Source organism: Staphylococcus sp. T93, assembly GCF_016743875.1.
In the GTDB taxonomy this organism is placed as follows: domain Bacteria; phylum Bacillota; class Bacilli; order Staphylococcales; family Staphylococcaceae; genus Staphylococcus; species Staphylococcus aureus.
In genome coordinates, this window is sequence record NZ_CP068247.1 from 1,792,348 (window position 1) to 1,818,471 (window position 26,124).

The window sequence follows — 26,124 nt, forward strand, 5'->3', positions numbered from 1 at the left end:
TAAATAACGAATTCTCTATTATTTTATCATGAATTAAATAACGTGTATGTCTTAATTTATTTTAGTATGATAGTCACTAAGGAGATGGTTATTATCAAACAACTTTTTACACATACTCAAACCGTAACATCTGAATTCATTGACCATAACAATCATATGCATGATGCAAATTATAATATCATTTTTAGTGACGTCGTGAATCGTTTTAATTACAGCCACGGTCTTTCTTTAAAAGAACGCGAAAATTTAGCATATACGCTATTTACACTAGAAGAACATACGACATACCTCTCAGAATTGTCTCTTGGCGATGTATTTACTGTTACTTTATATATTTATGATTACGATTATAAGCGGTTGCATTTATTTTTAACATTAACTAAAGAAGATGGTACACTAGCATCAACAAATGAAGTAATGATGATGGGAATTAATCAGCACACACGTCGTTCTGATGCTTTTCCTGAATCATTTTCAACACAAATAGCACACTATTATAAAAATCAATCAACTATCACTTGGCCTGAACAATTAGGACATAAAATAGCAATTCCACACAAAGGAGCATTAAAATGACAGATGCATTACAACAAAAGATTCATATCGAATTACTAGATTTATTAGATGATGTTAAGTTTGAATTAACAGAATTAAATGCACAAAAAGGGTTATACATTAACGGACCAGCAAATCAGCTACTTAAGCGTGGCGTGCATATGGCTTATGTTCAAGGACAAAAGCAAGCCATCGATAATATTATGACTATTGTGGAACAACAGCTTGAAGATCAACATTTCCTAGAACATTATGATAAATTTCAAAATGAGGTTGCTCATCGCAATTATGATAAAACAGCTAACTTTGCAGAACTTAGTGATATTCCACGTCAATTCGATAATTTTTTAGATCAATTTTATCAAATTAAAGGGCAATACTTTATCATCACACATATCAATACACTTATTGGTGATTTTCACTCAGAAGCTCATTAACAATTAGTCTATATAACCCTTGCTATATTTTCAAAAACAAAACCCAATTACGTTTTCATGTCAAATATCATCTTGCATGAAATCGTAACTGGGTCATTTATATGTTATTAGTTATTTTGTGTTACATCCTCATCTATCGATTTGGCAATTTGTTTAATAGCTTTATGTGATTGTCTAATTGGATAAATTGGAAAATCATGTACCATCTTAGGATAATCATAAAACTCAATGTATTGATGATGTTGCAACATCATTTGTTCAAATAGCTTCATATCAGGATGTGTCATTTCACGTCCACCACCAAACATATAAACTGGTGGCAATCCTTCTATTGTGCCATTAATTGGCGATATGCGCTTATCTGTTAATGGTAGGCCATTCGCCCATTTTTTCATAATCTCATTGACACCAAACTGACTTAGAACCGCATCTTGTTCGATTAAGGCGTCCGAAATATCTTTATTAGATAGTGTTGCATCTAAAATTGGTGAGATTAAATACAATTTATTCGGTAATGGCTGTTGATTATCTAAAAGAGATTGTACAAAGGATAATGCCAGTGCACCACCTGAACCATCACCCATGACTACGACATTTTGATGTCCTACTTCAGATACTAATTGATCATAAACACGTTGTATCGCTTGGAAAGTATCGTCAATATGAAACTCTGGTGTCTTTGGATAGATAGGCAGTACAACCTCATATAATGTACTTAAAGTGATTTTATCCAACAATCTCCAATGGAACGGTGATGGTTGTAGTGCATTGAATCCACCGTGAATATATAAAATTTTCTTATCAATTTGATGTCTGAAATTAAAGCGAAAGACTTGCATATCATCTAATGACAATTTTTCTAAATTTGCTTTAACATTTAATGTTGAAGGCTGCTTATGTTTTTTTCTATTTTCAATTTCTCTTTTATAAAAAAATCTTTCAACATCTTGATCATTTTTAAACATAATCGAGCGATTGTGAAGCAAATATTTATTGACAACGCTATTCATAACACGGTTTCTAATCAATGTCTTAACCTACCTTTATATATTTTATGTATCCAATGATTGTCTATCCCCTACATTCTTTGCCAAAAAAAGTATATAATGTAGAAGATATTTTCTTTTTCACTTTCAAATTTAAGACTACAATTGAACAGTGATTTTTCATCATTATAACAGACAACTAGACATATTGATAAGTAAAGAAAAGAACTTTATACGGAGGTACCTTGCATGACAAATCCAAATCAACGATTAGAACCATTTGATGAGACATTTCAACAACCGAATATTCATCGTGGTAAGCGATATGGTAAGAAAAAACGTTCATTGGTAAGCATGATTATTCAAATCATTGTTGTTATATTAACCACAATCGCTGGATACAGCATGTGGAAACAACCCATTTTTAATATTGTCTTCACCAAAGAATCTGTAGATTTTGATGGCATTAAAAATTTTAACGAGACAATTGGAAAAATGCATCAATTAAATATTAATTTGGGTAATATCAATGATTTACAACAAGGAATCGATCGCTTAATTTTAGTCTTTAACGGTTTCTTTATTTTATGTATCGTTAGCCTAGTCATAACAATACTGACAATTGTATTTAATCGCACAGTTCTAAAAGTAGTAAATATTTTAGTGTTAACAATTATGTTAGTCATTACATTGTATTTCAGTTATATTATTAAAGCACTCGCACAAGAAATTGCAGATGTTTTCAAAAAATATTATTTAAATGTACCACCAGATCAAGTGATTACAGAAGCTGACGCTATTCATAACGGCATCATTTTACTTGGCTGTAGCATCGGTTTACTTGTTATAAGCTTATTCTTCCGTAATCGCATGCCTCGTTTAAAATAATGTTATATAGTAGGGATTGGGACAGAAATGTTATTTTCACAAAATTCATTTCGTTGACCCACTTCCTGCTTTTTCTTTATTAATGACCTACTACGTCAATGCCAAATTTTAATATAATTCCTCTAACATTCTATAAATCAACAAATAAAAAAAGTATCGATAACCATATTTGGCACCGATACTTTAAAAATCATGTCCCCACAACATAATTTTTGATTAGTCACACTTCAATTAATTTATTTTATTTATTCATGATTGATACTATTATCTGCATCTAACTTTTGAGCTGTAGCTTTTGCTTTTTTATTACTTTGTAAAAATAAACATAAAATTAAGGCGATGATGCTAAATATCGTTGCAACTATAAATGCATCATTAATACCTTCAACCGTTGCTAGTTTATTTACAAATTGTAGTAACACTTTCATTGCGCCTTCTTGTCCGCCATATTGTGATGCTAATTCACGCATATGATCTTGTACAACAGGATTCGTTTTATCTAACTCTTCCCCAAAAGCTGATAAGTGTTGTGTAGTTTGTGTTGTCATTACAGTAACTAAGATTGCTGTACCTATAGAGCCTGCTAATTGACGCATCGTATTTAAGAAAGCATTACCATGAGAGGCAAGTCGTCCCGGTAACGCATTAATAGCTGCAGTTACCATTGGCATCATTATAAATGCCATACCAAATGAACGAAGTACATAGATACCCATGATTGTCATATATGGTGTATCCATATTTAATTTAGTTAATTCCCATGTTGCATAAGTCATTACAGCAATACCAAAGATAGCTAATGGTTTTAAACCAATAGTATCTAACAATTTACCTGCAAATGGTCCTAGTAGACCCATAATTAGAGAACCAGGTAATAATAACAATCCGGAATCTAATGCTGAGAATCCGCGTAAATTTTGTAAATAAATCGGTAATAAAATCATACCACCATATAAACTTAACATTACAACCATATTAATAATTGTTGTTAATGTAAATGTTGGGAATTTCAATACTTCTAAATTCAACATTGGTGATTTCATTCTTAATTCTCTAATAACGAATAGAATAATAAAGATAATACCAATCGCAAACATTGTTTCTATCTCTACTGAACCCCAACCTTTGTTGCCAGCTTCTGAGAAACCATATAACAAAGCACCAAAACCAATCGTACTAAAAATGATACCTGGGATATCAGCTTTAGGGTTTGTTGTATATTGATATAACTTAAACCATACAAAACCAATTAAAATAGCGATAATCCCGATAATGAACATACCGTAAAACATCACATTCCAATGGTAATTTTGTACAATATAACCTGATAATGTTGGACCAATTGCAGGTGCTAAAATCATTGCGATACCCATTGTACCCATGGCAGCACCACGTTTTTCAGGTGGATAAATTGTAATAATAACAATTGAACCTAATGGCATTAGTACACCTGCACCAATGGCTTGTAATACACGTCCAACCATCATGATTGGGAAATTCATTGAAATCGCACAGATTAATGAACCAATTGTAAAGAGTACTAACGCAACTAAAAATAATTTTCGATATGAATATTTATTAAATAGATACGCCGTAATTGGTATTAAAATACCGTTTACTAACATGAATCCCGTCATCAACCATTGCCCTGTTGACGCAGAAATATTAAATTCCGTATTAATTTTTGGTAAAGCAACATTTAATAATGTTTGGTTTAAAATCGCAATAAACATACCGAATAATAATGCCGCTAATATTTTACCGCGTGAAACACCTTCACCAAAAATAAAGTTTTTATGTTCTTTTTTTATTTTTTCATTCACTTTATATTCTTCTGATTCAGGATTTTTAGCAGCAACTGCTTCCTCATCCTTATTATTAGTGAATGCTTCTTGATCTTTCTCAGACCCCTTTGTGTAACCATTTAGACTAACTTGGCTATGATCATCTTGATTGTCAACACGCAACTCTTCATGCGTCATACGTTGTGTCGATTGATCAGTTGTTTTGTCTAAATCACTAGCTTTAAATTTAGATTGATTTGATTGACGTGTCGTAAATTGTTGTTCCTTTTGTTGGCGTTTGCCTTTTTTTCTTGATCTTATTAAAAATAAATTGATAACCCCAACAATAATGAGCGCTAAAATAATGTAGCTAATAATGAAGGTCGTAGTCATTTAATGACCCCCTTAATTTTTATGGATTTTTACTTCAGCGTTCATTCCAGGAACAACTTGTTTAGACGGTTCTGATTCTAGAGTGATTTTAACAGGTATTACTTGAGAAACTTTAGTGTAGTTACCATCACTATTTGATGATGGCATTAATGAAAAGCTTGCAGCAGTTGCTTTTCCAATACTATCAACTTTACCTTTAATAGAAGCTTTTTGACCGTCAATAGTCACATCAACATCTTTACCTACTTCAACATCTTTAATATCTTTTTCGTCAATATTTGCTGTTACATATAAATCATCTAAATTGTATGCATAAGCGATTGGGTTACCAGCTTGCACCATTGAACCTTCCATACCATCTAATTTGGCAATTGTACCTTTTTGAGGCATTTTAAGATCCATATCTTTCGTTTCGCCATCTTGACCTTGTACAGTAACAATTGCTACTTTGTCACCTTTATCGAGTTTGTCACCTTGTTTAACATTAAGTGATTTAATTTGTCCAGATGCAGGACTTGCTATTTTAATTTGATCGCCATTTACTTTTGCATTATCAGTTGTTACATAGCTTGTTGTTTTATTCCAAAAATAAAAGCCAGCAATCCCAATTGCTAACAGTACAACAACCGTAATGACATTAATTAATATCATCTTTTTCATGAAACATTTCCTCCTATTTGCTTTTAAAATTCACTTTATTTATTATAGAGACATGATAACTAAAAAAACACCAACAATTTTTATAAGAGTGTTGGTTAAAATTCACAAAGGTGTAACAATATGAAACGACAAGCCAAAATAGAAATTCAAAACGCACTTGTTGATTTGATGGCTGAATATCCTTTTCAAGAAATATCCACTAAAATGATTTGCGCGTATTGTAATATTAATCGTTCTACTTTTTATGATTATTACAAAGATAAATTTGATTTATTGGATACCATCAACTCAAAGCATAAGGAAAAATTCCAATTTCTTCTAAGCGCGCTACATCATAATTTCGAAAATATTAAACAGGATAAGCTTAAACTTTATAAATTCTTCATTATTATTGCTAAGTATATCAAGCACAATGAGCAGTTTTTCAAAGACATTTTAGTTACCTATCCAATGAAAACATTATTCATAGACTATATAAATTTAGCGAGAGATTACTATCAACAAATTATGAATGACTATAGTACTACAGTAACCAATAAACAGCTTTATGTTACATATATCATAGGCGGTCAAGCTGGGGTGTTTATTAATTGGCTTTCGAATGGTTGTAATGAATCACCTGAAGAAGTTGCTGACATTTTATTGGCTAATACGATTAAACTTCAAAACTAATAATACGGTTTCATTCTAATAAAGAAATGCTATAAAACAACTAGATAAAGTTAAACCAAATGGATAGATAATAGTACATATGTAACGGTGCTATCAATATAAAAATGCCGAGATTTCCACATAATAATCTCGGCATTTTTATTTTTGATGCTAAATTCATAGGTCTATGAATAGCTCAAGTTTTGTTTTTTAATTTTTCAATTCAATATAATAGAAGAAACTATGTTTATCATCGATTTGTTTTAAATACCTTCATATTATAAATCTGTAAAATAATTAATATAACTGCTGTAGCTATAATAATAATTATGTAAGGTATAGGATTATCTTCACCTTTTACCCCCACTAATGGCGATGCAACACCACCAAATAAAAACTGTACTAAACCTAATAAACTTGATGAACTCCCTCTACCACTACTACTTTCATCCATAGCTATTGTAAAACCAAGTGTCGCAACACCTGTCACTGGTGCTATTAAAATGATAAATCCTATCGCTAAAATCCAAAAGTTCCAATGATTAAGCAATACAATCGTCACTAAAATTACACCGATAATCTGAATCATCGTCATGCCTCTCATCAATTTTTGTGAGTCTATAAAATCAACAAGGTACCCAGTAAGTTGACTTGATATAATGAGCGTAATACCAATTCCTGCAAACATCCAACTAAATTGTATTGCAGTCATGCCATAAATTTTTTGAATAATAAACGGAGACGCAGAAATATAAGTAAATAATATTACAAATGTCATACCTTGAATGAGCATTGGTAATACAAAACGTGGCGTCTTCAATAATATTTTGAAGTTTTTAAACATTGTCTTTAATCCACTACTTGACTCACGATTTGTCACTGTTAATGATTCAGGTACTTTTAATAAAGAACCTATGACCATGACGAAGCCAAAGATAGTCAGAATGACAAAGACCATACGCCAGACAGAATAATTTAAAATTATGCCCCCTATTGTTGGCGCAACAACTGGTGCAATACCATTAACAAGCATCAATAATGCCATAAACTTAGTTAGTTCATTACCACTATACATATCACTTGCTATAGCTCTTGAAATAACTGCTGCTGCGCCACCTGTCACTCCTTGAAGAAATCTTAATGCAACCATCAGCCAAATATTATGTACAAAAACAATACCTAAACTTGCTAATGTAAAAATAATCATAGCTATAATAAGCGGCTTTCTGCGCCCAGTTGAATCTGAAATTGGACCAGCAAACAAATTACCAAACGCTAAACCAATCATAAACATCGATAATGTTAATTGTGCGTTAGACGTCGTTGTTTGAAAATCATGTCTAATATCTGGTAATCCAGGCAAAAACATATCTATCGATAATGCTCCAATGGCCGTCAAAGATCCTAAAATAATAATAAATATCGGTGAACGCTTGTTAAAATGCGTTAAATCATTCATATGACTATCTCCTTTATATAATGATTAGTTTATAACTATCACGAACAGAAACTAAATTTAAATATGCTCTTTTATATATTAGCATTAGTCACAAGTTTCATGAACATCATTACAACTTATAAAAGGTATAAAATGATATAAACCTCAGCACTTCATAAATTTTTCCACAAAAAACAATCCCTTCAAAGTAATTCACACTAATTGTAAATACTTTGAAAGGATGTTGTTTGTATTCCATGACACATGCATCTTATTTAAGTTTTATACTCTATTTTTCTGATGTCTTGATTAATTGCAAGCGGTCTTGCGAGCCTTGTTCAAGCTCATATTCTTTATCTACTTGCTTACCGTTTTCATTTATTAATCTTACGGTTGCGGTAATCTTATCACCATGTTTTTCAGCATCTATAATTTGTGGTGAACTAATCATCATTAAACTTCCTTTAGATACACGCTTCTTTACATCATCATAAAAAGATGATCCTTTTTTTATATATGATGATACAAAATCAAAATCCGACTGATTAAACGCAGCATTATTCGCTAAAGAATATCCAGCAAAGAATTCTATCAATTTGTTCTTCAAGCTGTTTTCTTCTTTTTCTTTCTTTTCAACATAGTCTTCGATATCTTCACTGTCAAAATTCAAAGTTATCTCTGTATTGTATTTTAAATCGCTAGCTTTAATCGTCTTCGTCTGTGTTGTAAATGTTTTATCTTTCGCTTTACCTGAAGCTGAAATGGTAATATCTTTATTTTGTGGATATGGACCATACGTTTTGGAACTTGAAAATGCCATTTCATGGTCATTTATAGTTACTTTTTTAGAACTATCATTTAATTTTGTATCGCCTTTTAAAGTTACAGATATATTTGCTTCTTCAAAATCTTCAGTAACATCTACCGTTTCAGAATTACTTTGTCTAAAATCAAATTTTAAATGGCCTGCAAAATCACCGTTCTCAGTTGATTTCATAGCTGGAATTCTATATGTCCCCGGTATAAAATTACCTATTGGCGTCACTTTATTTGCTTCAGCTATAACCATCTTTTTCTTACCACCAGATTTAAACTCATATTTTGTTTTTTCTTTCGGTTTAACAATTGGTTGCTTGGTAGGTGCAGTAAAGCTCATATTATCGAAAAAGATATAACGTGTGCCATTTTTACTTACACGTAATATATTTTGACCAGATCTGGTTTGAATATAAGAAGCTACGCTGGTCTTACTCTTATTCAATTTATGTACCGTATTTTTAAGGTCGCTGACAAATTGCTTAAGCCCAACTTCATCTTTGATATAGTTAATGTATACTTTTGCTTCTTCAGAATCTACTTTATTATCTTTAGTACTTAATAATGTTGCTACTTTTTGTTTATCATTATTCTCAATCGCATTCACTAATATTTTAGTTTGCGCTTCAGGTGAATTGAAGTTTCTTAGTAAAAAGAACAATATAATAATTAAGATTAAAATGAAAAAACCAATTGCCCAAGGCACCATTTTTCTCATCTTGATGTTATTAGTTTGTATATCTTCATCGGTTGACTTTCTATATAATGCTTGACGACTATCAAATTTATGTCCACATTGTGTACATATCTGTACATCATCTTGTGCTTGTTGTCCGCACTTCGGGCAAGATTTCATACTTTCACCTCAATTCTGTTCCTCTTCAATTGTTATATGTATATCACAAAAATTATTTCATTATTTTACCATTATTATTTTACAAATATTATCCCAAGAATACAATTCAAGAAATGATTAACTTTACTTTAGAATTGTACCTTATTACATTATTTATGAAAGTACTCTCTCAATTATAACTAAAAAGAAGGTGTTCAATACATACATATTTAGTCTTATATTTGAACACCTTCAAAAACCTATTTATGATTGCTATATGTTTTAATGCGATGATTGATGACTTCTAATACTTGCCTTACATTTTCAATATCTTCAGAATTTAAATCATTAGTAATATCTTGCGCAATATCTGTCATAATCGCATTACGTTCTTTCAAATATGCTCTACCTTTGTCAGTTAAGGTTATGAATTTCAAACGTTGATCAATATTTAAATTTGGTTTATCTAACTTAACTAATTAAGCATCGATTAACTTTTTAATTCGTCGGCTTACTGCGGCCTTATTTACACCTTGTCTTTGCGTGATTTCACTAATTGTCAAAGGTTCTTTATTTAACATACCTAATACGTTAGACTGCTCTAATGAAATTTCATATTCATTTTGTAAATCTTTCAACATTTTTGCAGTTAATGCGTTAACGTTATTTATAAACTGCTCTAAAAATTGAATATGGTCTTGTAAATGTTTTACCATAATTATTTCTCCCTAATTACTATTTTTATAAAGTATCCTCAGCAATCATTGTATCGCACATCTAAAAAACACAAAAATATTGACCCATATATAATATAACAAATTAAGATTTACATGTTGCTGCTTTCTCCTTGCTTTAATAAATTAAATCATCTACATTTATATTTAATATTTATTATAAGCGAGGTGTCAGTATGTTATTGAATTTATTATTAATATTTATACTTATCGTTATTTGTCCGTTAATTTTCAACTATACTCTGACGTTAAATTTAACATGCTACATCTTAGTTGTCATATCGATATTTTTGTCACTCATCTATAGCATCATGACCTATACTTTCCCTTGGTCTATGTTTGTAACATTTATAATAATCAGTATTATCATGCTATTCAAACATAGATATTTATTTTCTCATACTTCTAGTCGCTTATTTATTAAAAAATTATTATCTTTTTCATATAAATTTGTACTCTACACATCAGCACTTCTATTTATAAGTACGATTCAGTCACCTATTGTGAAAGGTTTGTCTATGTGGTTAGCTATATTATGTCTTTCCCTGTTACTAACCTTTATTTGTTATCTCGTTTGGACAGTATCATATAGACATAGATCATACAACAAAGAAGTTGATATCATAATTGTGTTAGGTGCTGGTATTTTTACCGAATTTGTCACACCAATGCTTGCAGCGCGTTTAGATCGTGCACTTGATATCTATCAACAACAAGCATCAGCAACAAAGATCATTGTATCTGGCGGACAAGGACCAGACGAACCAATTTCTGAAGCTTTAGCTATGCAACGTTATTTGATTGCACATGGTGTTGATAAAACAGATATACTAATGGAATCTCACTCTATAAATACATACACAAACTTTTTATATTCTAAACAAATCATCAACAATTTGTATCATGAAGCAGTTAAAATTGTTTGTGTAACAAGTCAGTTTCATGTATTGCGCGCCTTACGACTAGCCCAAAAATTAGGTTTATCTATCGATGGTGTCGGAAGTCATACACCATATCACTTTTTCTTACATGTGCTCATCAAAGATTATCTAGGCGTAATGTATCAGTATAGATTGTTATTAACGTTATATTGTTCAAGTAGTTGGTTTATATGTCTTTACGCCGCTTTTATTTATAATAGTTAATCCACAAACAAACTATTATTATAGGTTGTTTCTAATATTGCGTCAAACTATCTTTAAATATTCGTTAATCCTTGATTAGACAATTGTTATATTGAAAATAAATAAACTAAAGAGTCTGGGACATTAATCCCTAAAAAAAACAGCAGTAAAATAATTTTCAATTAGAAAATATCTTACTGCTGTTCTCTATTTATACAATACTTCGTATTGAATGGCTTCGCTATGCCCATCTGGCACATTACTGTAAAATTCTATAAATAGAATTTTTGATGACGGGTCCCTTCCTAGGGTGCCGTCTCAGCCACCCCAACCGGCACATTGTTGTAAGCTGACTATATGTCAGCTTCTGTGTTGGGGCCCCTGTCTTCGACTGGCACTGCTCCCTCAGGAGTCTCGCCATTAATACTACGTATTAACATGTAATTTTACTTTTAAATACTTTAAAAAAATAAGACACTTTGGCCAACTTAAGCCAGGATACAATTTACAAATAGCGACAAATTCTCAATTTGTTTTATCCTATGACCTATTTCAAAACCCAACAGATACTAGAACTTTAATTCCATTTTTAACAATGATTCAAAATACCTTCGGTTATTTACCGGAGTATATTGTAGCTGATGCATGTTATGATAGTGAGCAAAACTATATGGCTATTATAGATGATTTTAATAAAACGCCACTTATTACGTATGTCATGTTTATTAAAGATAAAACTAGAAAGTTTAAAAGTGACATTTTTAACACTCAAAATTGGAAATATGACGAACTTAATGATGAATTTATATGTCCTAATAACAAAAGAATAGGTTTTAAAAGATATGCATACCATAATGATAGATATGGTTTTAAACGTGACTTCAAGCTATATGAATGCAACGAGCTGTACATTATAAAATACATATCAAAAAAGCTGATTTCTATCAAATAATTAATAGAAATCAGCTTTTTTACATTGCCTAAGAACTTAATGTCCCAGCCTGTTTTTTGTAAACCCAAATCGTATTCTGTTATCTAACTTTTATACTACTATGTCTTAAATCATTAACATTTAGCGTCTTTACAAGCCACTAATCAGTTATTTTGCCATCTTCTAATTCAATCACTCGATCTGCATATTCAAATAATCTTCGATCGTGTGTAATCATAATACCAATCATTTGTTGTTCTTTAATTTGTTGACGTATCATCTCAACAACTTTTGTTGCTCTATCGGCATCTAAACTTGCTGTGGGCTCATCTGCTAAAATGATTTTCGGATTATTCATAAATGCTCTCATAATCGCAACACGTTGCTTTTCACCGCCAGATAACTGATGCGGATATACATTCAAGCGATCTTCTAAACCAATATTTTTCAAAAGTTGTATTGCTCTTGTTGAACTTTGTTGTTTGGTCATTCCCGCTTCTTGACCTACGAGTGTCAATTGCTCTATCACTTTTAAATAAGGAACTAAATGTGAAGATTGAAAAATAAAACCAATATCTTCCAATCGTAAATCACTAGGACGATGCTGTTTATCAAACAATGGCGCATCATTGTAAAGCACTGTACCACTCGTTTGACTTAACAATCCGCCTAATATCGTTAGCAATGTTGTTTTCCCAGAACCAGAGGCACCATTTAAAATGACAAATTCCCCTTGTTCCACTTCAAAATTAATACCTTTTAAAACTTTTGTTTCAGACAAACCTTCTCCGAAATTTTTGACGATATCTTCAACGACTAATGCCATTATTCTGCACCTCCAATTGCTTCGATAGGATCCACTTTAAATAATTTGATAAATGATAGTGAGGCACCTAAAATCGCTACTAATATAAATATCCCCACCATTAATAAAATATTTTGCGTTGTTAAGTAAAAAGGCATCGTTACCGGCATCATAAATGATAGTCCTACTATGATGATCACAGCAATACCTACCCCAATTATTGTTAGTGTTAAAATTTGTAAAACTAACGCACTCAATAAATGTCTTGTCTTAATACCAATTGCTTTCAAAATGCCAATTTGTGATATTTTTTGAATCGTCATAACATAGAAAAATGCACTTAGAACGATTGCTGTAATAGCAAACAAACTAACAATCATCATATTTAACGGTGCTTGCTCTGCTTGATAACTCGCAATATTACCTGTTAAATCTTTTTCACTCACAACTTGAACGTCATTTATTTTATTAAGCTCATCACGTTGTTGTTGTGTTAAATTTTTCACTGGATAAAATGCCGTATTAACCTTATTCAATGCATTAAATCCGTTATCGTTCAATAGCACAATGGAACTATGCGCATACATTGTGTCGTTTAAAATACCAGAAACTCTATAACTAGTTGAATTATTTTTAAAATGTAATCTATCCCCGACTCTAATGTTGTCTGCAGCTAACTTATCATTAATAGCGACCTCATGAGCATTTTTAGGATAATCACCTTTTTTAAGTTGTATGCGTTGTTGTTTAACGTCATTCATTGTAATCACATCTTGTTCTTTATTAGATAATTTCAATGTTTGAATATTCATTTTATATGGTTCTTGATGAATTACCTTTTTAATTTGATTCTGTTGCGTATCACTAAGTTGCGATTTCTCAATTTGCGGCTCTTTCATTTTTTGAACAACATATTCATCATTATCAAAGTGTTCAAATAACGAAATATTCTCCCTACCAAGCCCTTGAGCTAAACCACTAATAAATAACACCATAATACTTAATAAAAGAATGATTAATGTGATTAAAATATAACGAAATTTGTAAAACATAATCTCTTTTATCGCTAATTTCATATCGATTCACTTCTCCCTATTTCTTCTTTAGCGTCAGTATAAGGTTGAAATATGAACTCAATATGAACAATTGTTTTTTTACGCAAAAATATTTTACATGTATAATAAATGAAAAAGATAAGGGAGTTTATAGCTATGGTGCAATGTCTTGTTGTCGATGACGATCCTCGAATCCTAAATTATATAGCTAGCCATTTACAAACAGAGCACATTGATGCATACACACAACCAAGTGGTGAAGCTGCATTAAAACTTTTAGAAAAACAGCGTGTCGATATTGCAGTGGTAGATATTATGATGGATGGTATGGACGGCTTTCAATTATGTAATACATTAAAAAATGATTATGATATACCAGTTATTATGTTAACAGCGCGGGATGCACTTAGTGACAAAGAGCGTGCGTTTATAAGCGGTACTGACGATTATGTAACCAAACCCTTTGAGGTTAAGGAACTTATTTTTAGAATTCGTGCTGTATTACGTCGATATAATATCAATTCAAATTCAGAAATGACTATTGGCAACTTAACGCTAAACCAATCCTATTTGGAACTCCAAGTATCTAATAAAACGATGACGTTACCGAACAAGGAATTTCAATTATTATTTATGCTTGCAGCACGTCCTAAGCAAATCTTTACTCGTGAACAAATAATAGAAAAAATTTGGGGCTATGATTATGAAGGAGATGAGCGAACAGTTGACGTTCATATTAAGCGACTACGCCAAAGATTAAAAAAATTAAATGCCACACTTACAATTGAAACAGTAAGAGGACAAGGCTATAAGGTGGAGAATCATGTTTAAAACACTCTATGCTAGAATTGCGATTTATTCCATTACGGTTATTTTATTTAGTGCATTAATAAGTTTTGTATTAACAAATGTTTACTATCATTATAATTTAAAAGCATCTAATGACGCGAAAATCATGAAGACGCTTAAAGAAGCAAGACAATATGAACAATCAGCTAAACCAACGCACATTCAACAATATTTCAAACATTTAGGGCAAATGAATTACCAAATAATGACCATTGATCAAAAAGGTCATAAGACATTTTATGGGGAGCCATTTAGAGAAGATACTTTATCACAAAATGCTATTAACAACGTATTAAATAATCAAGATTACCATGGTATTAAAGATAAACCATTCGCATTATTCGTAACTGGATTTTTCGACAATGTAACAGATAATACTGTTGGTATTAACTTTAAGACAAAAGACGGTTCAATAGCAGTATTTATGCGTCCAGATATTGGAGAAACATTTAGCGAGTTTAGAACATTCTTAGCCGTCTTGTTAATGTTGTTATTATTTATCTCGATTTCATTAGTTATCGCATCAACCTATTCAATCATTCGTCCAGTAAAAAAGTTAAAGCTAGCGACCGAACGCTTAATTGATGGTGATTTTGAAACACCTATCAAACAAACACGCAAAGATGAAATTGGAACATTACAGTATCACTTTAATAAGATGAGAGAGTCATTGGGACAAGTTGATCAAATGAGGCAGCATTTTGTACAAAATGTATCTCATGAAATCAAAACACCATTAACACATATTCATCATTTATTAAGCGAGTTACAACAAACTTCTGATAAAACATTAAGACAACAATATATAAATGATATCTATACCATTACAACGCAGCTGAGCGGATTAACAACTGAATTGTTGCTCTTATCCGAATTAGATAATCACCAACATTTATTATTCGATGATAAGATTCAAGTCAATCAACTCATTAAAGATATCATTCGACATGAACAATTTGCTGCTGATGAAAAGTCGTTAATCATTTTAGCTGACCTAGAATCAATCAATTTCCTAGGAAATCAACGTTTGTTACATCAAGCATTGAGTAATTTATTAATAAATGCTATTAAGTATACAGATGTTGGTGGTGCCATTGACATCGCTTTGCAACATAGTCACAACAATATCATTTTCACAATAAGTAATGATGGTTCACCAATTAGTCCACAAGCTGAAGCACGTTTATTTGAACGTTTTTATAAAGTGAGCAAACATGATAATAGCAATGGTTTAGGTCTTGCAATTACAAAATCCATCATTGAATTGCATCATGGTACAATCCAATTCACACAAAGTAACGAGTATGTAACCACCTTTACTATTACACTGCCAAATAATTCACTTTAATCTCTACCTCCTGAAAAAACATTTCTGTTTTTATTTCAGGAGGTATCTTTTATATTGATTAGCGCTTTCTAGCCACTTAACATTTAATTTCTACCATTCAACAAAATTTAAATATATCGATGGTCATTTATGGTTTAATAATTTTGAAGGAGGCATTAACCTATGATGAAACTCAATTTATTTATCAATGCAAATGAGACGGAATCTTATATTGATATACATGCACCTAAAATGAATGATAACGTTCAAAGTATTATTAATGCAGTCAATGATTTAGACAAATCACATACATTAGTCGGATACATAGACAAAGAAATCCATATCATTAATGTATCAGATGTTATAACATTCCAAGTTATTAATAAAAATGTAACAGCCATTACAAGCAATCAAAAATTCAAACTAAAATTACGACTTTATGAACTAGAAAAACAGTTACCACAACATTTCATTCGCATTTCCAAATCAGAAATCGTCAACAAGTATTACATTGAAAAATTATTATTAGAGCCAAATGGACTTATACGTATGTATCTTAAAGATGCACACTACACCTATTCTTCTAGACGTTATTTAAAATCTATAAAGGAGCGCTTATCAATATGAAAAATTTGAAAAACTCATTATTTATTAGCTTAATCATTGGTTTGTCCCTTTCACTGTTCTTTAGTATGTTATTTGCAGACGGCAAATATTATCCACTGAACCCACAATCAACTATTGGCATATTGTATTATACGCATTTCACAGAAACTACCGTAATGTTGATTTCTATCATTTTATGGTTACTCATAGGCGTCGTCTTTTTCCTTGGAGATTTTATCTTTAAATACACAGATTGGAGCATTACTAAAGCAACTATAATGCATTTCATAACAACGTATGTCGGATTCTTGCCTTTAGCAATGCTTGCCGGTTGGTTTCCACTAACAGTGCATTATCTAATCATATTCACAATTATCTTCATTGTGGTTTATGTATTAATTTGGATAATTCAATTCTTTAAAAACAAGAACTACGTAGACACTATTAACAAGCAACTGAAACAATTAAAATGATTTTTATTAACCACTAAAAAACGGTAATGTCTATCACATTAAAAAAGACATTACCGTTTCGTTTATTATTTAACTTGTAAATACTTAGTTACTTCTTCATTAATTTTATGATATAAATCCTCATGATCTGTTAAGCGATAACCAAATGACGGCACCATTTCTTTAATCTTTGGTTCCCATCCTTTGAATTCATCACGATAGCATCTCTGTAAAACATCAAACATAATATCTACAGCTGTTGACGCACCAGGTGATGCACCAAGTAATGCAGCTAATGTGCCATCATCTGACGTAATAACTTCAGTACCAAATTGTAAGTTACCTTTAGAATCCTCAGTATCCTTGATTACTTGGACACGTTGCCCTGCTGTAATCACTTCCCAATCTTCATTTTTAGCATTTGGGAAAAAGACTCTTAAATCATCCATACGCTCATCATTAGATAACATCAATTGTGACACTAAATACTTCGTAAGACTCATTTCTTTGATACCTGCAGATAACATCGTCACGATATTATTTGGTTTAACCGATTTAATTAAATCCATATGTGAACCTGTTTTTAAAAATTTAGGTGAGAAACCTGCAAATGGACCAAATAACAATGAACGCTTGCCGTCTACAAAACGTGTATCTAAGTGCGGCACTGACATTGGTGGCGCACCCACTGCTGCTTTTCCGTACACTTTAGCATGATGACGATCAATCACTTCTTGATTTGTACAGCGCAGGAATAATCCACTTACCGGGAAACCACCAATATGTTTTGATTGTTTAATCCCAGTCTTTTGGAGTAATGGTAAACTCGCACCGCCAGCACCAATAAATACAAAATCAGATTCATATGTTGTCGTTTCATTAGTTTCTAAATCTTTAACTTTAACTAGCCATACCCCAGATTTCTGTTTCTTGATGTCTAATACATTCTGCTTATATTGAATTCCCACACCACGTTGCTCTAAATTATCAAATAACTTTGCAGTTAACGCACCAAAGTTAACATCTGTACCAGTTTCATCATAAGTTAAAGCAATTGGTTCATCAGACTTACGACCTTCAATCATTAACGGTACCCAAGATTTCATTTCTTCTTCATCTTGCGATAATTTCATTTTTTCGAATAAAATACTTTTCTTTAACGTTGCAACACGACTTTTTATAAAAGCTACATTATCTTCGCCAATGACAAAACTCATGTGTGGCACCGCTTGAATAAAGCGATCTGGGTTATCTAATTGTCCTGTTTTAACTAAATATGCCCAAAACTGTTTTGAAATTTGGTACTGCTCATTTATCTTAATTGCTTTACTACAATCAACTGTGCCATCCTTACCTTCTTTTGTATAGTTCAACTCGCAAAGTGCTGAATGCCCTGTACCGGCATTATTCCATACATTTGAACTCTCTTCGCCAGGTTGTGCTAATTTTTCAAACACTTTAATATTTTTCTCAGGTGATAATTCTTTAAGTAATGTTCCTAATGTTGCACTCATAATACCGCCACCAATTAAGATGACATCTGTTTTGCTATGTTGTGTTGTCATAACAAATACAGTCCCCCTTTTTAAAATGAATAATGGAACGTTCGAGAAATACGACATATTAATACCACTTTAAATCAATAAGTGTCTCAATAGGTTCCCATGGTGATGCTCTATTACTATCTACTATGTATATTAATATTTTATAATAACGAAACTACTTTAATTATATACTTTATGTGCGATAGCACAAAGACAAAACCACAAACCTTAACAGCTATCAACCAATTTAATTTGATTGCTGATTACTCACTATTCATTTTAACATAAAGCGCTACCATTATTATAATGTCAAACTTCTTTCATTAATGATCCATAAAAAAAAGATGAGATGTTAGAAAACATCTCACCTTCTGTATATTTATATTTTGAAATACGTTTTTTTATAATAATGACAAGATGAAAGTCCAAATACAGATGAATATTAGTAAACATACACTGTATTTCAATGTCATTTTTAATAATTCTGATTCCTTACCAACTTGTTTTACTGCTGCAGTTGCAATTGCAATTGATTGTGGTGAAATCAATTTTGCCGCTACACCACCAACTGTATTAGCAGATACAAGAAGTGAACCACTTGTTCCAATTTGTTGTGCAACAGAAGCTTGAATTGGTGCAAATAATGAGTTGTTATTTACAACTGATCCTGTCATAAACACACCTATCCAACCTAAAATTGGTGATAGAACTGGGAAGACATTACCTGCTTTAGCAATACCTTGACCCATTGCTGCACTTAAACCACCATAAGTTGTGATTTTAGAAATTGCTAAGATGAAACAAATTGTAAGAACTGGTAACCACAACTCTTTAAATGTAACGCCGAATAATCTACCTGCATCTTTAAAGTTAACCTTTTTAGACATTAAAATTGTAATAATAATAGTTAATAAAATAGCTGTACCTGTTTGTCCAATAATATTTAAAGTCAATACTAATGGTTTATGCGTAACTTCGCTGATTGTTCCAGGTAAGTTGAATTTAAATACTAATGATGATAAAGCACCATTTGGTAAGAATAAGTTTTTAAAGAATGGCGCACTCCAAATCATTACAATGACTGTTAATACAATGAATGGGCTCCATGCATGTAATACTGCTTTTGCAGAATGTGCTTTTGCAGGTTCAATTTCTTCATCTTTATTAACACGATAAATGTGTTTTGGTTGGAATTTTTTAGAAAATACTGCTAATGCTAACATTGTTAATAACGGTGGAATAATATCTGCTAATTCAGGTCCACTGAATACAGTTAATAATCCTTGAGTAAGTGTATAAGTGATTGAAACTACTAAAATTGCTGGTAATGTTTCTTTAACACCTCTAAAACCATCAATAATAAAGATAAGTAAGAATGGAATAATGAAATTTATGATTGCCAATGTTAAAGTTGCTGATTGAGAAACACCTAATACTGAAACATCTCCAGGTAATTTCAACGTTTCTACAACACCTACAGGGATACCAATCGCACCAAAAGCACCAGACGCTGCATTTGCGACTAAACATAACATCGCAGCTTTTAATGGATTAAATCCTAATTGTGTTAATAAAAGTGCACAAATTGCAATTGGTACACCAAATCCTGCTGCACCTTCTAAAAATGCGTTGAATGCAAATCCAATAAGTAAAACTTGAATACGTTGGTCTTGTGAAATATTTGTAATACTATCTTGAATTGTTAAAAATTGTCCAGATTCAACAGTAATTTTGTATAACAATACTGCCATCATAACGATATAGCCAATCGGAATGATACCTTGGAAGAAACCTTCGACTACTGCACCAGAAGCGATACCAACTGGCAATTTGAAAAATGGTATTGCAATTAGTAATGTTACAACAAGTGTTGTAATAGCTGCATAAATACCTTTCATTTTAAAAACAGTTAAACATAGTAAAAACAGTACAATCGGTATTGCTGCAATTAAAGACGATAATAATAAATTATCAAATGGGTTAAACGTATTTACTAACATAGGCTGACTCTTCTTTCCATAAAGTAGTAGTGTAATTGCTTCATTAAAATCATGCTCTGGCTATAGCATTTTGTTATCGATAACATTTTACAGAACAGTGAGATTAATGTGATTTTTTTCACAATTAAAATATACCATTTTTTCAGACTATTAACAATATCACTTTCCTATTTAATTGTTTTATTTTTCATTTTAAATCTGTTCATCAAAATGAATTGTACTTAATGTAATGAAGTAACTTATACTATTCATGAATTTTACATAAGACCGTGCTAAAATAAGGAAGATACTACGATGAGGAATGGAAGTTATAGCAATGATTAAACAGATAAATGTTTCTAATATGCAAAAGTTTGAATCTCAATTAATGAAAGCTCAGTCTGAAGGTTATACACATGTCGTTCCATATGCCAATGAGATAATGATTTATCAATCGATGTTAGATGCGGTTCAATTATATCCTAAGTCTATCGTGGTTGATTATACTGTGGATGGACAATACAAAAATGATTGTCACTATTTCGGTCAATCATCGATCAACATTGCCGATTGGGCTCAAAACAATAATTATTATCCTAACCTGATATATGCGATTCAACAGACTCTTGATTTAATACATTATTACTCTGTAGAAACGATTTTCGATTTAGCTTTATTGACACTTCTGAAAGGTGATTTATCAATCGATGGTCATGTCGTTTTTGATTTTAAAGCCCCTATAGCAACAAGTGCTTCAATATGGGAAACTATTAAAACTATTGAAGATTTTGATATGATGTCTCAGTTTTATTTGAATAAAATGGCTTATATTGATCATCATCCTATACCTTTTCGCAACCTTTTTATCGAGGATTCAGAACAACTTAATTCGCCAGATAATTGGTTGTATTCTACCAAGTTTATGCTACCTAAATGGTTATATAAAATAGCAAAGCAACGTGCTGATAACAAACAATTACAAAACTTCGGCCTGTATACGAAGCAACCAAACGTTTTAAAAGATCACATCGTTTTTATCGGTGATCATCATCAATATATAGGTAATTCAAAATATTTATTTACTTACTTCGTTAAACATAATCCAATGACTGCCTGTTATTTTGTTACTGACGATCGTCGCGGACCACATTTCATATCACCTAAGTCTGAAAAAGCTGACGAATTGATTAACAGCGCACGCGTAGTTATAGTTGAAAATGATATACCTGAAACGTTACAACCAAACGGTACTTTAATTCAATTACATCAAGGCACACCAATAATGCAATTATTTTTAGATAGTAAAGAGCCTATTAAAAATATAGAAACACCTTTTTATCGTGCTAAAAGGTATAATCGCTGGTTGCAATTCGATTATGTTATACATTCTGCTGATGATATTAGCCACTTTTATCAAACGGCTTTTCCTAGTCACCAAGCAAATGTATTGGCTTATGGTAATCCTAAACACCAATATTTACTACAAAAGAGTAACGAAAGTACTACTCAACAACAGTATAAGAAATCGTTTAAAATAAATGATCAAAAACCAGTTTTATTATACGCACCTATTGGATTAGTGAGTGCGCAACAATTACCACTATCAGATGCTTTATTCAAAGCCTATCATGTTGTGGTTCAGGGTGTTGATGAAGCGATCTTACCAGAAGAGGCGCTTGTTGCACCAAAGTATCTTAGTGCTCAAGACTTAATTCTAATGTCTGATGTCGTTATCACTGATTACTCAAATATAATATTTGATGCGATGGCTATAGACAAAACAGTAGCATTATACACTCCAAATCACAGTCAATACATTGAGTCTCAAGGTGTTAACGAAGATATTTGGCGTCATCTATCAAAAATTTGGTATACAGACCGACAATTATTAATTAATAATTTAATTTCCCAGGCAATACCAGTGATTAAATATCCACAAATACAACATAAAGAACAACCATTAGAATCTATTTCACAACTTATATTGTCTAAGATGACATCTAATCAATAGTGTTTAAATTTCTCAGTGGCTGTGAATGAGGTTTAAAAGTACTATAAAACGTAAACTTTGATACTTTAAAATACGCAAAAAACGGTAAACCCTAATTCATATTATAGAGTTTACCGTTTTATTTTTTAACTTGCATCATAGTTATATTAACATTATTGTTGGTAGTTTGGATCAGTAACCATTGCTTGTCCAGTATAATCAACCGTTACAATTGAATATTTTCCATTTGCATTTGGGTCTTTAAAACTAAACACATACTTATAGTTGCCATTATGTTCTTCAATAGAATAATCATTATACACTTTATTATTACTACCAAATTTATTTGCTTCATTATTAGCCGCATTTAAAGCTGTTTGGAAATTTGGCAATTGCTGTAAAGCTTGATTTTTATTTCCATTAAACGGATAAATTTGACGTGCAACCGGCGCGGCATTTTGTCCATAATATGGTGCAACGTAACTTGATTTTTGATTATTATTCGCTTGGTTATTACTTGATTGGTTATTATTTGTTTGGTTTTGGTCATTGTTTGTTGCATTTGAATTAGATTGTTGCTGGTTATCGTTTGCACTATTATCTTTATTATCTTTGTTTACGTCTTTACTATCATCTTTATTATCTTTCTTATCTTTAGATGAATCATTTGTTTTTTTATCTTGTTGTTCAGTTTTCGCTTTATCATCTTTTTCTTTATTACCGTCTTTTTGTTGGTCACTATCTTGACCACATGCAGCTAAAAATAATGATAATGCTAGTAACCCTGTAACTAATCTTTTCATACATATCTCCTCCTATAATTCGATATTCATTGAATAATCTTGAAATACATATCTACCATGTGTATCTTTTCATGGCTTGTTACCAAAGACGTCAACATTAATATGATCTGAATTATCACAATATCCATAACTACAATCTAAGGTTCTTTTTATTATACCCTAATTTTTGTTCATTATTATTTAATTTTTGTGAATTTTATGTTTTCTATAAATTTAATTATTTTACTTTAACAATTCATTACGCATTTAGCATTTCAAGGTATACACAATATTTATTACTATGATTTCATTTTATCTGCTGCAAAAACAATCATTATAACTCTTTTTCCATAATTAAATCTGTATCCGTTACATCACCTGTTTGAAAATGATGTTCACCAACCACTTTAAATCCATGACGTTTATAAAATGCTTGAGCACGAGGATTATGCTCCCAAACTCCTAGCCAAATTTTATGTTTATTATGTTCTTGAGCAATTTTTTCGGCCAATTCTATCAATTGTGAACCTCTTCCGCCACCTTGAAAGTCTTTCAAAAAATATATGCGCTGCACTTCTAAATAGGTCTCCCCCATTTCTTCAGTTTGAGCACTATTAATATTCATCTTTATATAACCAACATTCGCACCATCTTCTTGATAAAAATAATGAAATGAATCTACATGGTTAATCTCTTGTGTAAATTTCTCTACAGTATAATTGTCTTTAAAAAATTGATCAAAATCTTTGTCATCATAGTAAGAACCAAACGTGTCATAAAATGTTCTAGTTGCTAATTCAACTAATTCACTAGCATTTTGTTCTGAAATTTCTTTGATTATCCCAGCCATATAAATCCTCCAATAAACAGTGATCGAATCAAAATATTACTTATGTTATTTTTCAGCCAAAACTATTTAAAAATACATTAACACAAATCAATTACAAATTGTATTGATTGTGTGTAACATCAATAAATGATACATTTATTCCAGTAAAATGGCCGTATTTTCAAAAGAGAAAAAGAGAGGATGTATCGTTGTGATAGAAACATTTAAAGCGTTTGTAATTGATAAAGATGAGAGTGGTAAAGTGACACCAACTTTCAAACAATTATCGCCTACTGATTTACCTAAAGGAGATGTGCTGATTAAAGTACATTACTCTGGTATAAATTATAAAGATGCTTTAGCGACTCAAGATCATAATGCAGTCGTAAAATCGTATCCTATGATTCCAGGAATAGATTTAGCTGGAACAATTGTTGAATCCGAAGCACCAGGCTTTGAAAAAGGAGAACAAGTAATTGTAACGAGTTATGACCTAGGTGTCAGCCATTATGGCGGTTTTAGTGAATATGCGCGTGTAAAATCAGAATGGATTATCAAGCTTCCTGATACTTTAACATTAGAAGAATCAATGATATATGGCACAGCTGGTTATACTGCCGGTTTAGCAATTGAAAGACTTGAAAAAGTTGGAATGAATATTGAAGATGGTCCTGTACTCGTTCGCGGTGCTTCAGGTGGTGTCGGTACTTTAGCAGTACTCATGCTTAATGAACTTGGTTATAAAGTTATCGCAAGTACAGGTAAACAAGATGTTAGCGATCAATTACTTGAACTTGGTGCCAAAGAAGTTATCGATCGACTTCCTGTTGAAGATGATCATAAAAAGCCACTCGCATCATCAACTTGGCAAGCTTGTGTAGACCCTGTTGGTGGCGAAGGTATTAATTATGTTACAAAGCGTTTAAATCATAGTGGGTCAATTACAGTTATTGGTATGACTGCCGGTAATACTTATACTAATTCTGTATTCCCTCACATTTTAAGAGGTGTAAACATTTTAGGAATTGACTCGGTATTTACTGCTATGAAATTAAGACAGCGCGTTTGGCGTCGTCTCGCAAAAGATTTAATGCCTGAAAATTTACATGAGATCAAGCAAGTTATTACATTTGATGAACTTCCAGAACAACTTAACAAAGTAATTAAACATGAAAATAAAGGGCGCATTGTTATCGATTTCGGTGTAGATAAATAGTATTCATGAAAAAGACATCCCGTTATGCGAGATGTCTTTTTTAATTTAGTATTTGATATACATACCGCCTGAATCTGGTTCGGTAGGTATAAATCCAAATTTTGTATATAATTTATCCGCTGGGTAGTCTGCAATCAGACTAACGTATGTACTCTCAACAGCCACACCTTTAATATATTGCATAATATGCTCCATAATTAGACTGCCGTAACCTTGACCTTGGTAACTTTTCAAAACTGCAATATCAACAATTTGAAAAACAGTTCCGCCATCGCCAATCACTCTACCCATACCAATTAACCGATCTTTATCATACAAGGTTACTGTAAATAAGGCATTAGGTAATCCTTTTTCAGCTGCTTCGCGCGTCTTTGGACTCATACCTGCGTTAATCCTTAATGCGCAATAATCCTCGCAAGTCGGAATATCATATGTCACTTTAACCATTATTTACCCCA

At 31.7% G+C, this 26,124-nt stretch carries 24 protein-coding genes and 2 pseudogenes; 12 read left to right on the forward strand and 14 right to left on the reverse strand.

Translation table 11 applies throughout. The features are described 5' to 3' along the window. Nucleotides 1–84: 84 nt before the first annotated feature. Together JG553_RS08930 and JG553_RS08935 are read left to right on the forward strand one after the other, a co-directional pair. Entirely contained in the window at nucleotides 85–576 is a 492-nt protein-coding gene (locus JG553_RS08930) for a thioesterase family protein (RefSeq protein WP_000234728.1), read from the forward strand. Further along, entirely contained in the window at nucleotides 573–992 is a 420-nt protein-coding gene (locus tag JG553_RS08935) for a hypothetical protein (protein ID WP_000128656.1), read from the forward strand. Before JG553_RS08930 ends, JG553_RS08935 begins: the two co-directional genes overlap by 4 nt. A gap of 107 nt (nucleotides 993–1,099) precedes the next feature. Here the strand turns inward: JG553_RS08935 and JG553_RS08940 are convergent, their stop codons facing one another. Then, a complete protein-coding gene (locus tag JG553_RS08940; protein WP_000620864.1) occupies nucleotides 1,100–2,020 on the reverse strand; it encodes an alpha/beta hydrolase fold domain-containing protein in 921 nt (306 codons plus the stop codon). A gap of 207 nt (nucleotides 2,021–2,227) precedes the next feature. Between JG553_RS08940 and JG553_RS08945 the strand changes: the two genes are divergently transcribed. Further along, entirely contained in the window at nucleotides 2,228–2,866 is a 639-nt protein-coding gene (locus JG553_RS08945) for a hypothetical protein (protein WP_000184233.1), read from the forward strand. Nucleotides 2,867–3,111: 245 nt separating this feature from the next. Here the strand turns inward: JG553_RS08945 and JG553_RS08950 are convergent, their stop codons facing one another. Together JG553_RS08950 and JG553_RS08955 are read right to left on the reverse strand one after the other, a co-directional pair. Further along, nucleotides 3,112–5,043 (reverse strand): DHA2 family efflux MFS transporter permease subunit, encoded by a 1,932-nt coding sequence (locus JG553_RS08950; RefSeq protein WP_000213874.1) that lies wholly within the window; start codon nucleotides 5,041–5,043, stop codon nucleotides 3,112–3,114. 12 nt (nucleotides 5,044–5,055) lie between these two features. Beyond that, nucleotides 5,056–5,703 carry an HlyD family secretion protein gene (locus JG553_RS08955; RefSeq protein WP_000738247.1) on the reverse strand — a complete coding sequence of 216 codons (648 nt, stop codon included), beginning with the start codon at nucleotides 5,701–5,703 and terminating at the stop codon, nucleotides 5,056–5,058. A 120-nt stretch (nucleotides 5,704–5,823) separates the two neighbouring features. On the opposite strand from JG553_RS08955, the gene JG553_RS08960 reads away from it, so the two are divergent. After that, complete coding sequence (locus JG553_RS08960; protein WP_000828570.1) at nucleotides 5,824–6,375, forward strand: TetR/AcrR family transcriptional regulator; 552 nt, start codon at nucleotides 5,824–5,826, stop codon at nucleotides 6,373–6,375. Between the two features lie 229 nt (nucleotides 6,376–6,604). Here the strand turns inward: JG553_RS08960 and JG553_RS08965 are convergent, their stop codons facing one another. From JG553_RS08965 to JG553_RS08980, 4 genes and pseudogenes are all read right to left on the reverse strand, one after another. Further along, nucleotides 6,605–7,813 carry a putative multidrug effflux MFS transporter TcaB gene (locus JG553_RS08965; RefSeq protein ID WP_000999131.1) on the reverse strand — a complete coding sequence of 403 codons (1,209 nt, stop codon included), beginning with the start codon at nucleotides 7,811–7,813 and terminating at the stop codon, nucleotides 6,605–6,607. Between the two features lie 109 nt (nucleotides 7,814–7,922). Next, nucleotides 7,923–8,051, reverse strand: a complete 129-nt coding sequence (locus JG553_RS08970; RefSeq protein ID WP_001790052.1) for a hypothetical protein — start codon at nucleotides 8,049–8,051, stop codon at nucleotides 7,923–7,925. Nucleotides 8,052–8,081: 30 nt separating this feature from the next. Further along, a complete protein-coding gene (gene tcaA / locus JG553_RS08975) occupies nucleotides 8,082–9,464 on the reverse strand; it encodes a glycopeptide resistance protein TcaA (RefSeq protein WP_000833797.1) in 1,383 nt (460 codons plus the stop codon). A 239-nt stretch (nucleotides 9,465–9,703) separates the two neighbouring features. Continuing rightward, nucleotides 9,704–10,159 (reverse strand): annotated as a pseudogene (locus JG553_RS08980) (MarR family winged helix-turn-helix transcriptional regulator). A gap of 194 nt (nucleotides 10,160–10,353) precedes the next feature. Between JG553_RS08980 and JG553_RS08985 the strand changes: the two are divergent. After that, nucleotides 10,354–11,322 (forward strand): YdcF family protein, encoded by a 969-nt coding sequence (locus JG553_RS08985; RefSeq protein WP_001549718.1) that lies wholly within the window; start codon nucleotides 10,354–10,356, stop codon nucleotides 11,320–11,322. Nucleotides 11,323–11,782: 460 nt separating this feature from the next. Beyond that, nucleotides 11,783–12,205, forward strand: a pseudogene (locus tag JG553_RS08990) (transposase); the annotation flags it as partial. A 187-nt stretch (nucleotides 12,206–12,392) separates the two neighbouring features. Here JG553_RS08990 and JG553_RS08995 read toward each other — a convergent pair. Both JG553_RS08995 and JG553_RS09000 read right to left on the reverse strand, forming a co-directional pair. Further along, on the reverse strand, nucleotides 12,393–13,058 hold the full coding sequence (locus JG553_RS08995) for an ABC transporter ATP-binding protein (protein ID WP_001229911.1): 666 nt from the start codon (nucleotides 13,056–13,058) through the stop codon (nucleotides 12,393–12,395). Further along, nucleotides 13,058–14,113, reverse strand: coding sequence for an ABC transporter permease (locus JG553_RS09000; RefSeq protein WP_000761395.1), 1,056 nt, complete (start codon nucleotides 14,111–14,113; stop codon nucleotides 13,058–13,060). The genes JG553_RS08995 and JG553_RS09000 overlap by 1 nt, the downstream gene beginning before the upstream one ends. A 135-nt stretch (nucleotides 14,114–14,248) precedes the next feature. Here JG553_RS09000 and hssR point away from each other — a divergent pair, with 135 nt between their 5' ends. The 4 genes from hssR to JG553_RS09020 all read left to right on the forward strand — a co-directional run bounded on the left by hssR (nucleotide 14,249) and on the right by JG553_RS09020 (nucleotide 17,347). Continuing rightward, on the forward strand, nucleotides 14,249–14,923 hold the full coding sequence (hssR, locus tag JG553_RS09005) for a DNA-binding heme response regulator HssR (protein WP_000249497.1): 675 nt from the start codon (nucleotides 14,249–14,251) through the stop codon (nucleotides 14,921–14,923). Further along, nucleotides 14,916–16,289: a heme sensor histidine kinase HssS gene (gene hssS, locus JG553_RS09010; RefSeq protein WP_000477329.1), complete on the forward strand. Its 1,374-nt coding sequence runs from the start codon at nucleotides 14,916–14,918 to the stop codon at nucleotides 16,287–16,289. The genes hssR and hssS overlap by 8 nt, the downstream gene beginning before the upstream one ends. Before the next feature lie 162 nt (nucleotides 16,290–16,451). Continuing rightward, complete coding sequence (locus JG553_RS09015; RefSeq protein WP_000977037.1) at nucleotides 16,452–16,895, forward strand: LytTR family DNA-binding domain-containing protein; 444 nt, start codon at nucleotides 16,452–16,454, stop codon at nucleotides 16,893–16,895. After that, nucleotides 16,892–17,347, forward strand: a complete 456-nt coding sequence (locus tag JG553_RS09020; protein WP_000793169.1) for a DUF3021 domain-containing protein — start codon at nucleotides 16,892–16,894, stop codon at nucleotides 17,345–17,347. The genes JG553_RS09015 and JG553_RS09020 overlap by 4 nt, the downstream gene beginning before the upstream one ends. A gap of 65 nt (nucleotides 17,348–17,412) precedes the next feature. Here the strand turns inward: JG553_RS09020 and mqo are convergent, their stop codons facing one another. Both mqo and JG553_RS09030 read right to left on the reverse strand, forming a co-directional pair. After that, nucleotides 17,413–18,891: a malate dehydrogenase (quinone) gene (gene mqo, locus JG553_RS09025; RefSeq protein WP_000211359.1), complete on the reverse strand. Its 1,479-nt coding sequence runs from the start codon at nucleotides 18,889–18,891 to the stop codon at nucleotides 17,413–17,415. A 380-nt stretch (nucleotides 18,892–19,271) separates the two neighbouring features. After that, nucleotides 19,272–20,870 (reverse strand): L-lactate permease, encoded by a 1,599-nt coding sequence (locus tag JG553_RS09030; protein WP_000960854.1) that lies wholly within the window; start codon nucleotides 20,868–20,870, stop codon nucleotides 19,272–19,274. A gap of 316 nt (nucleotides 20,871–21,186) precedes the next feature. On the opposite strand from JG553_RS09030, the gene JG553_RS09035 reads away from it, so the two are divergent. Further along, nucleotides 21,187–22,860: a CDP-glycerol glycerophosphotransferase family protein gene (locus JG553_RS09035; protein WP_000595298.1), complete on the forward strand. Its 1,674-nt coding sequence runs from the start codon at nucleotides 21,187–21,189 to the stop codon at nucleotides 22,858–22,860. A gap of 152 nt (nucleotides 22,861–23,012) precedes the next feature. On the opposite strand, the gene JG553_RS09040 is transcribed toward JG553_RS09035, so the two are convergent. Together JG553_RS09040 and JG553_RS09045 are read right to left on the reverse strand one after the other, a co-directional pair. Beyond that, complete coding sequence (locus tag JG553_RS09040; RefSeq protein WP_000827000.1) at nucleotides 23,013–23,642, reverse strand: hypothetical protein; 630 nt, start codon at nucleotides 23,640–23,642, stop codon at nucleotides 23,013–23,015. Nucleotides 23,643–23,955: 313 nt separating this feature from the next. Then, entirely contained in the window at nucleotides 23,956–24,471 is a 516-nt protein-coding gene (locus tag JG553_RS09045) for a GNAT family N-acetyltransferase (RefSeq protein ID WP_000907311.1), read from the reverse strand. A 190-nt stretch (nucleotides 24,472–24,661) separates the two neighbouring features. On the opposite strand from JG553_RS09045, the gene JG553_RS09050 reads away from it, so the two are divergent. Next, the gene (locus JG553_RS09050) at nucleotides 24,662–25,666 is read left to right on the forward strand and encodes an oxidoreductase (protein WP_000573244.1); all 1,005 of its coding nucleotides are present in this window, start codon (nucleotides 24,662–24,664) and stop codon (nucleotides 25,664–25,666) included. A gap of 45 nt (nucleotides 25,667–25,711) precedes the next feature. On the opposite strand, the gene JG553_RS09055 is transcribed toward JG553_RS09050, so the two are convergent. Next, nucleotides 25,712–26,113, reverse strand: a complete 402-nt coding sequence (locus JG553_RS09055) for a GNAT family N-acetyltransferase (protein WP_000241602.1) — start codon at nucleotides 26,111–26,113, stop codon at nucleotides 25,712–25,714. Nucleotides 26,114–26,124 lie beyond the last annotated feature (11 nt).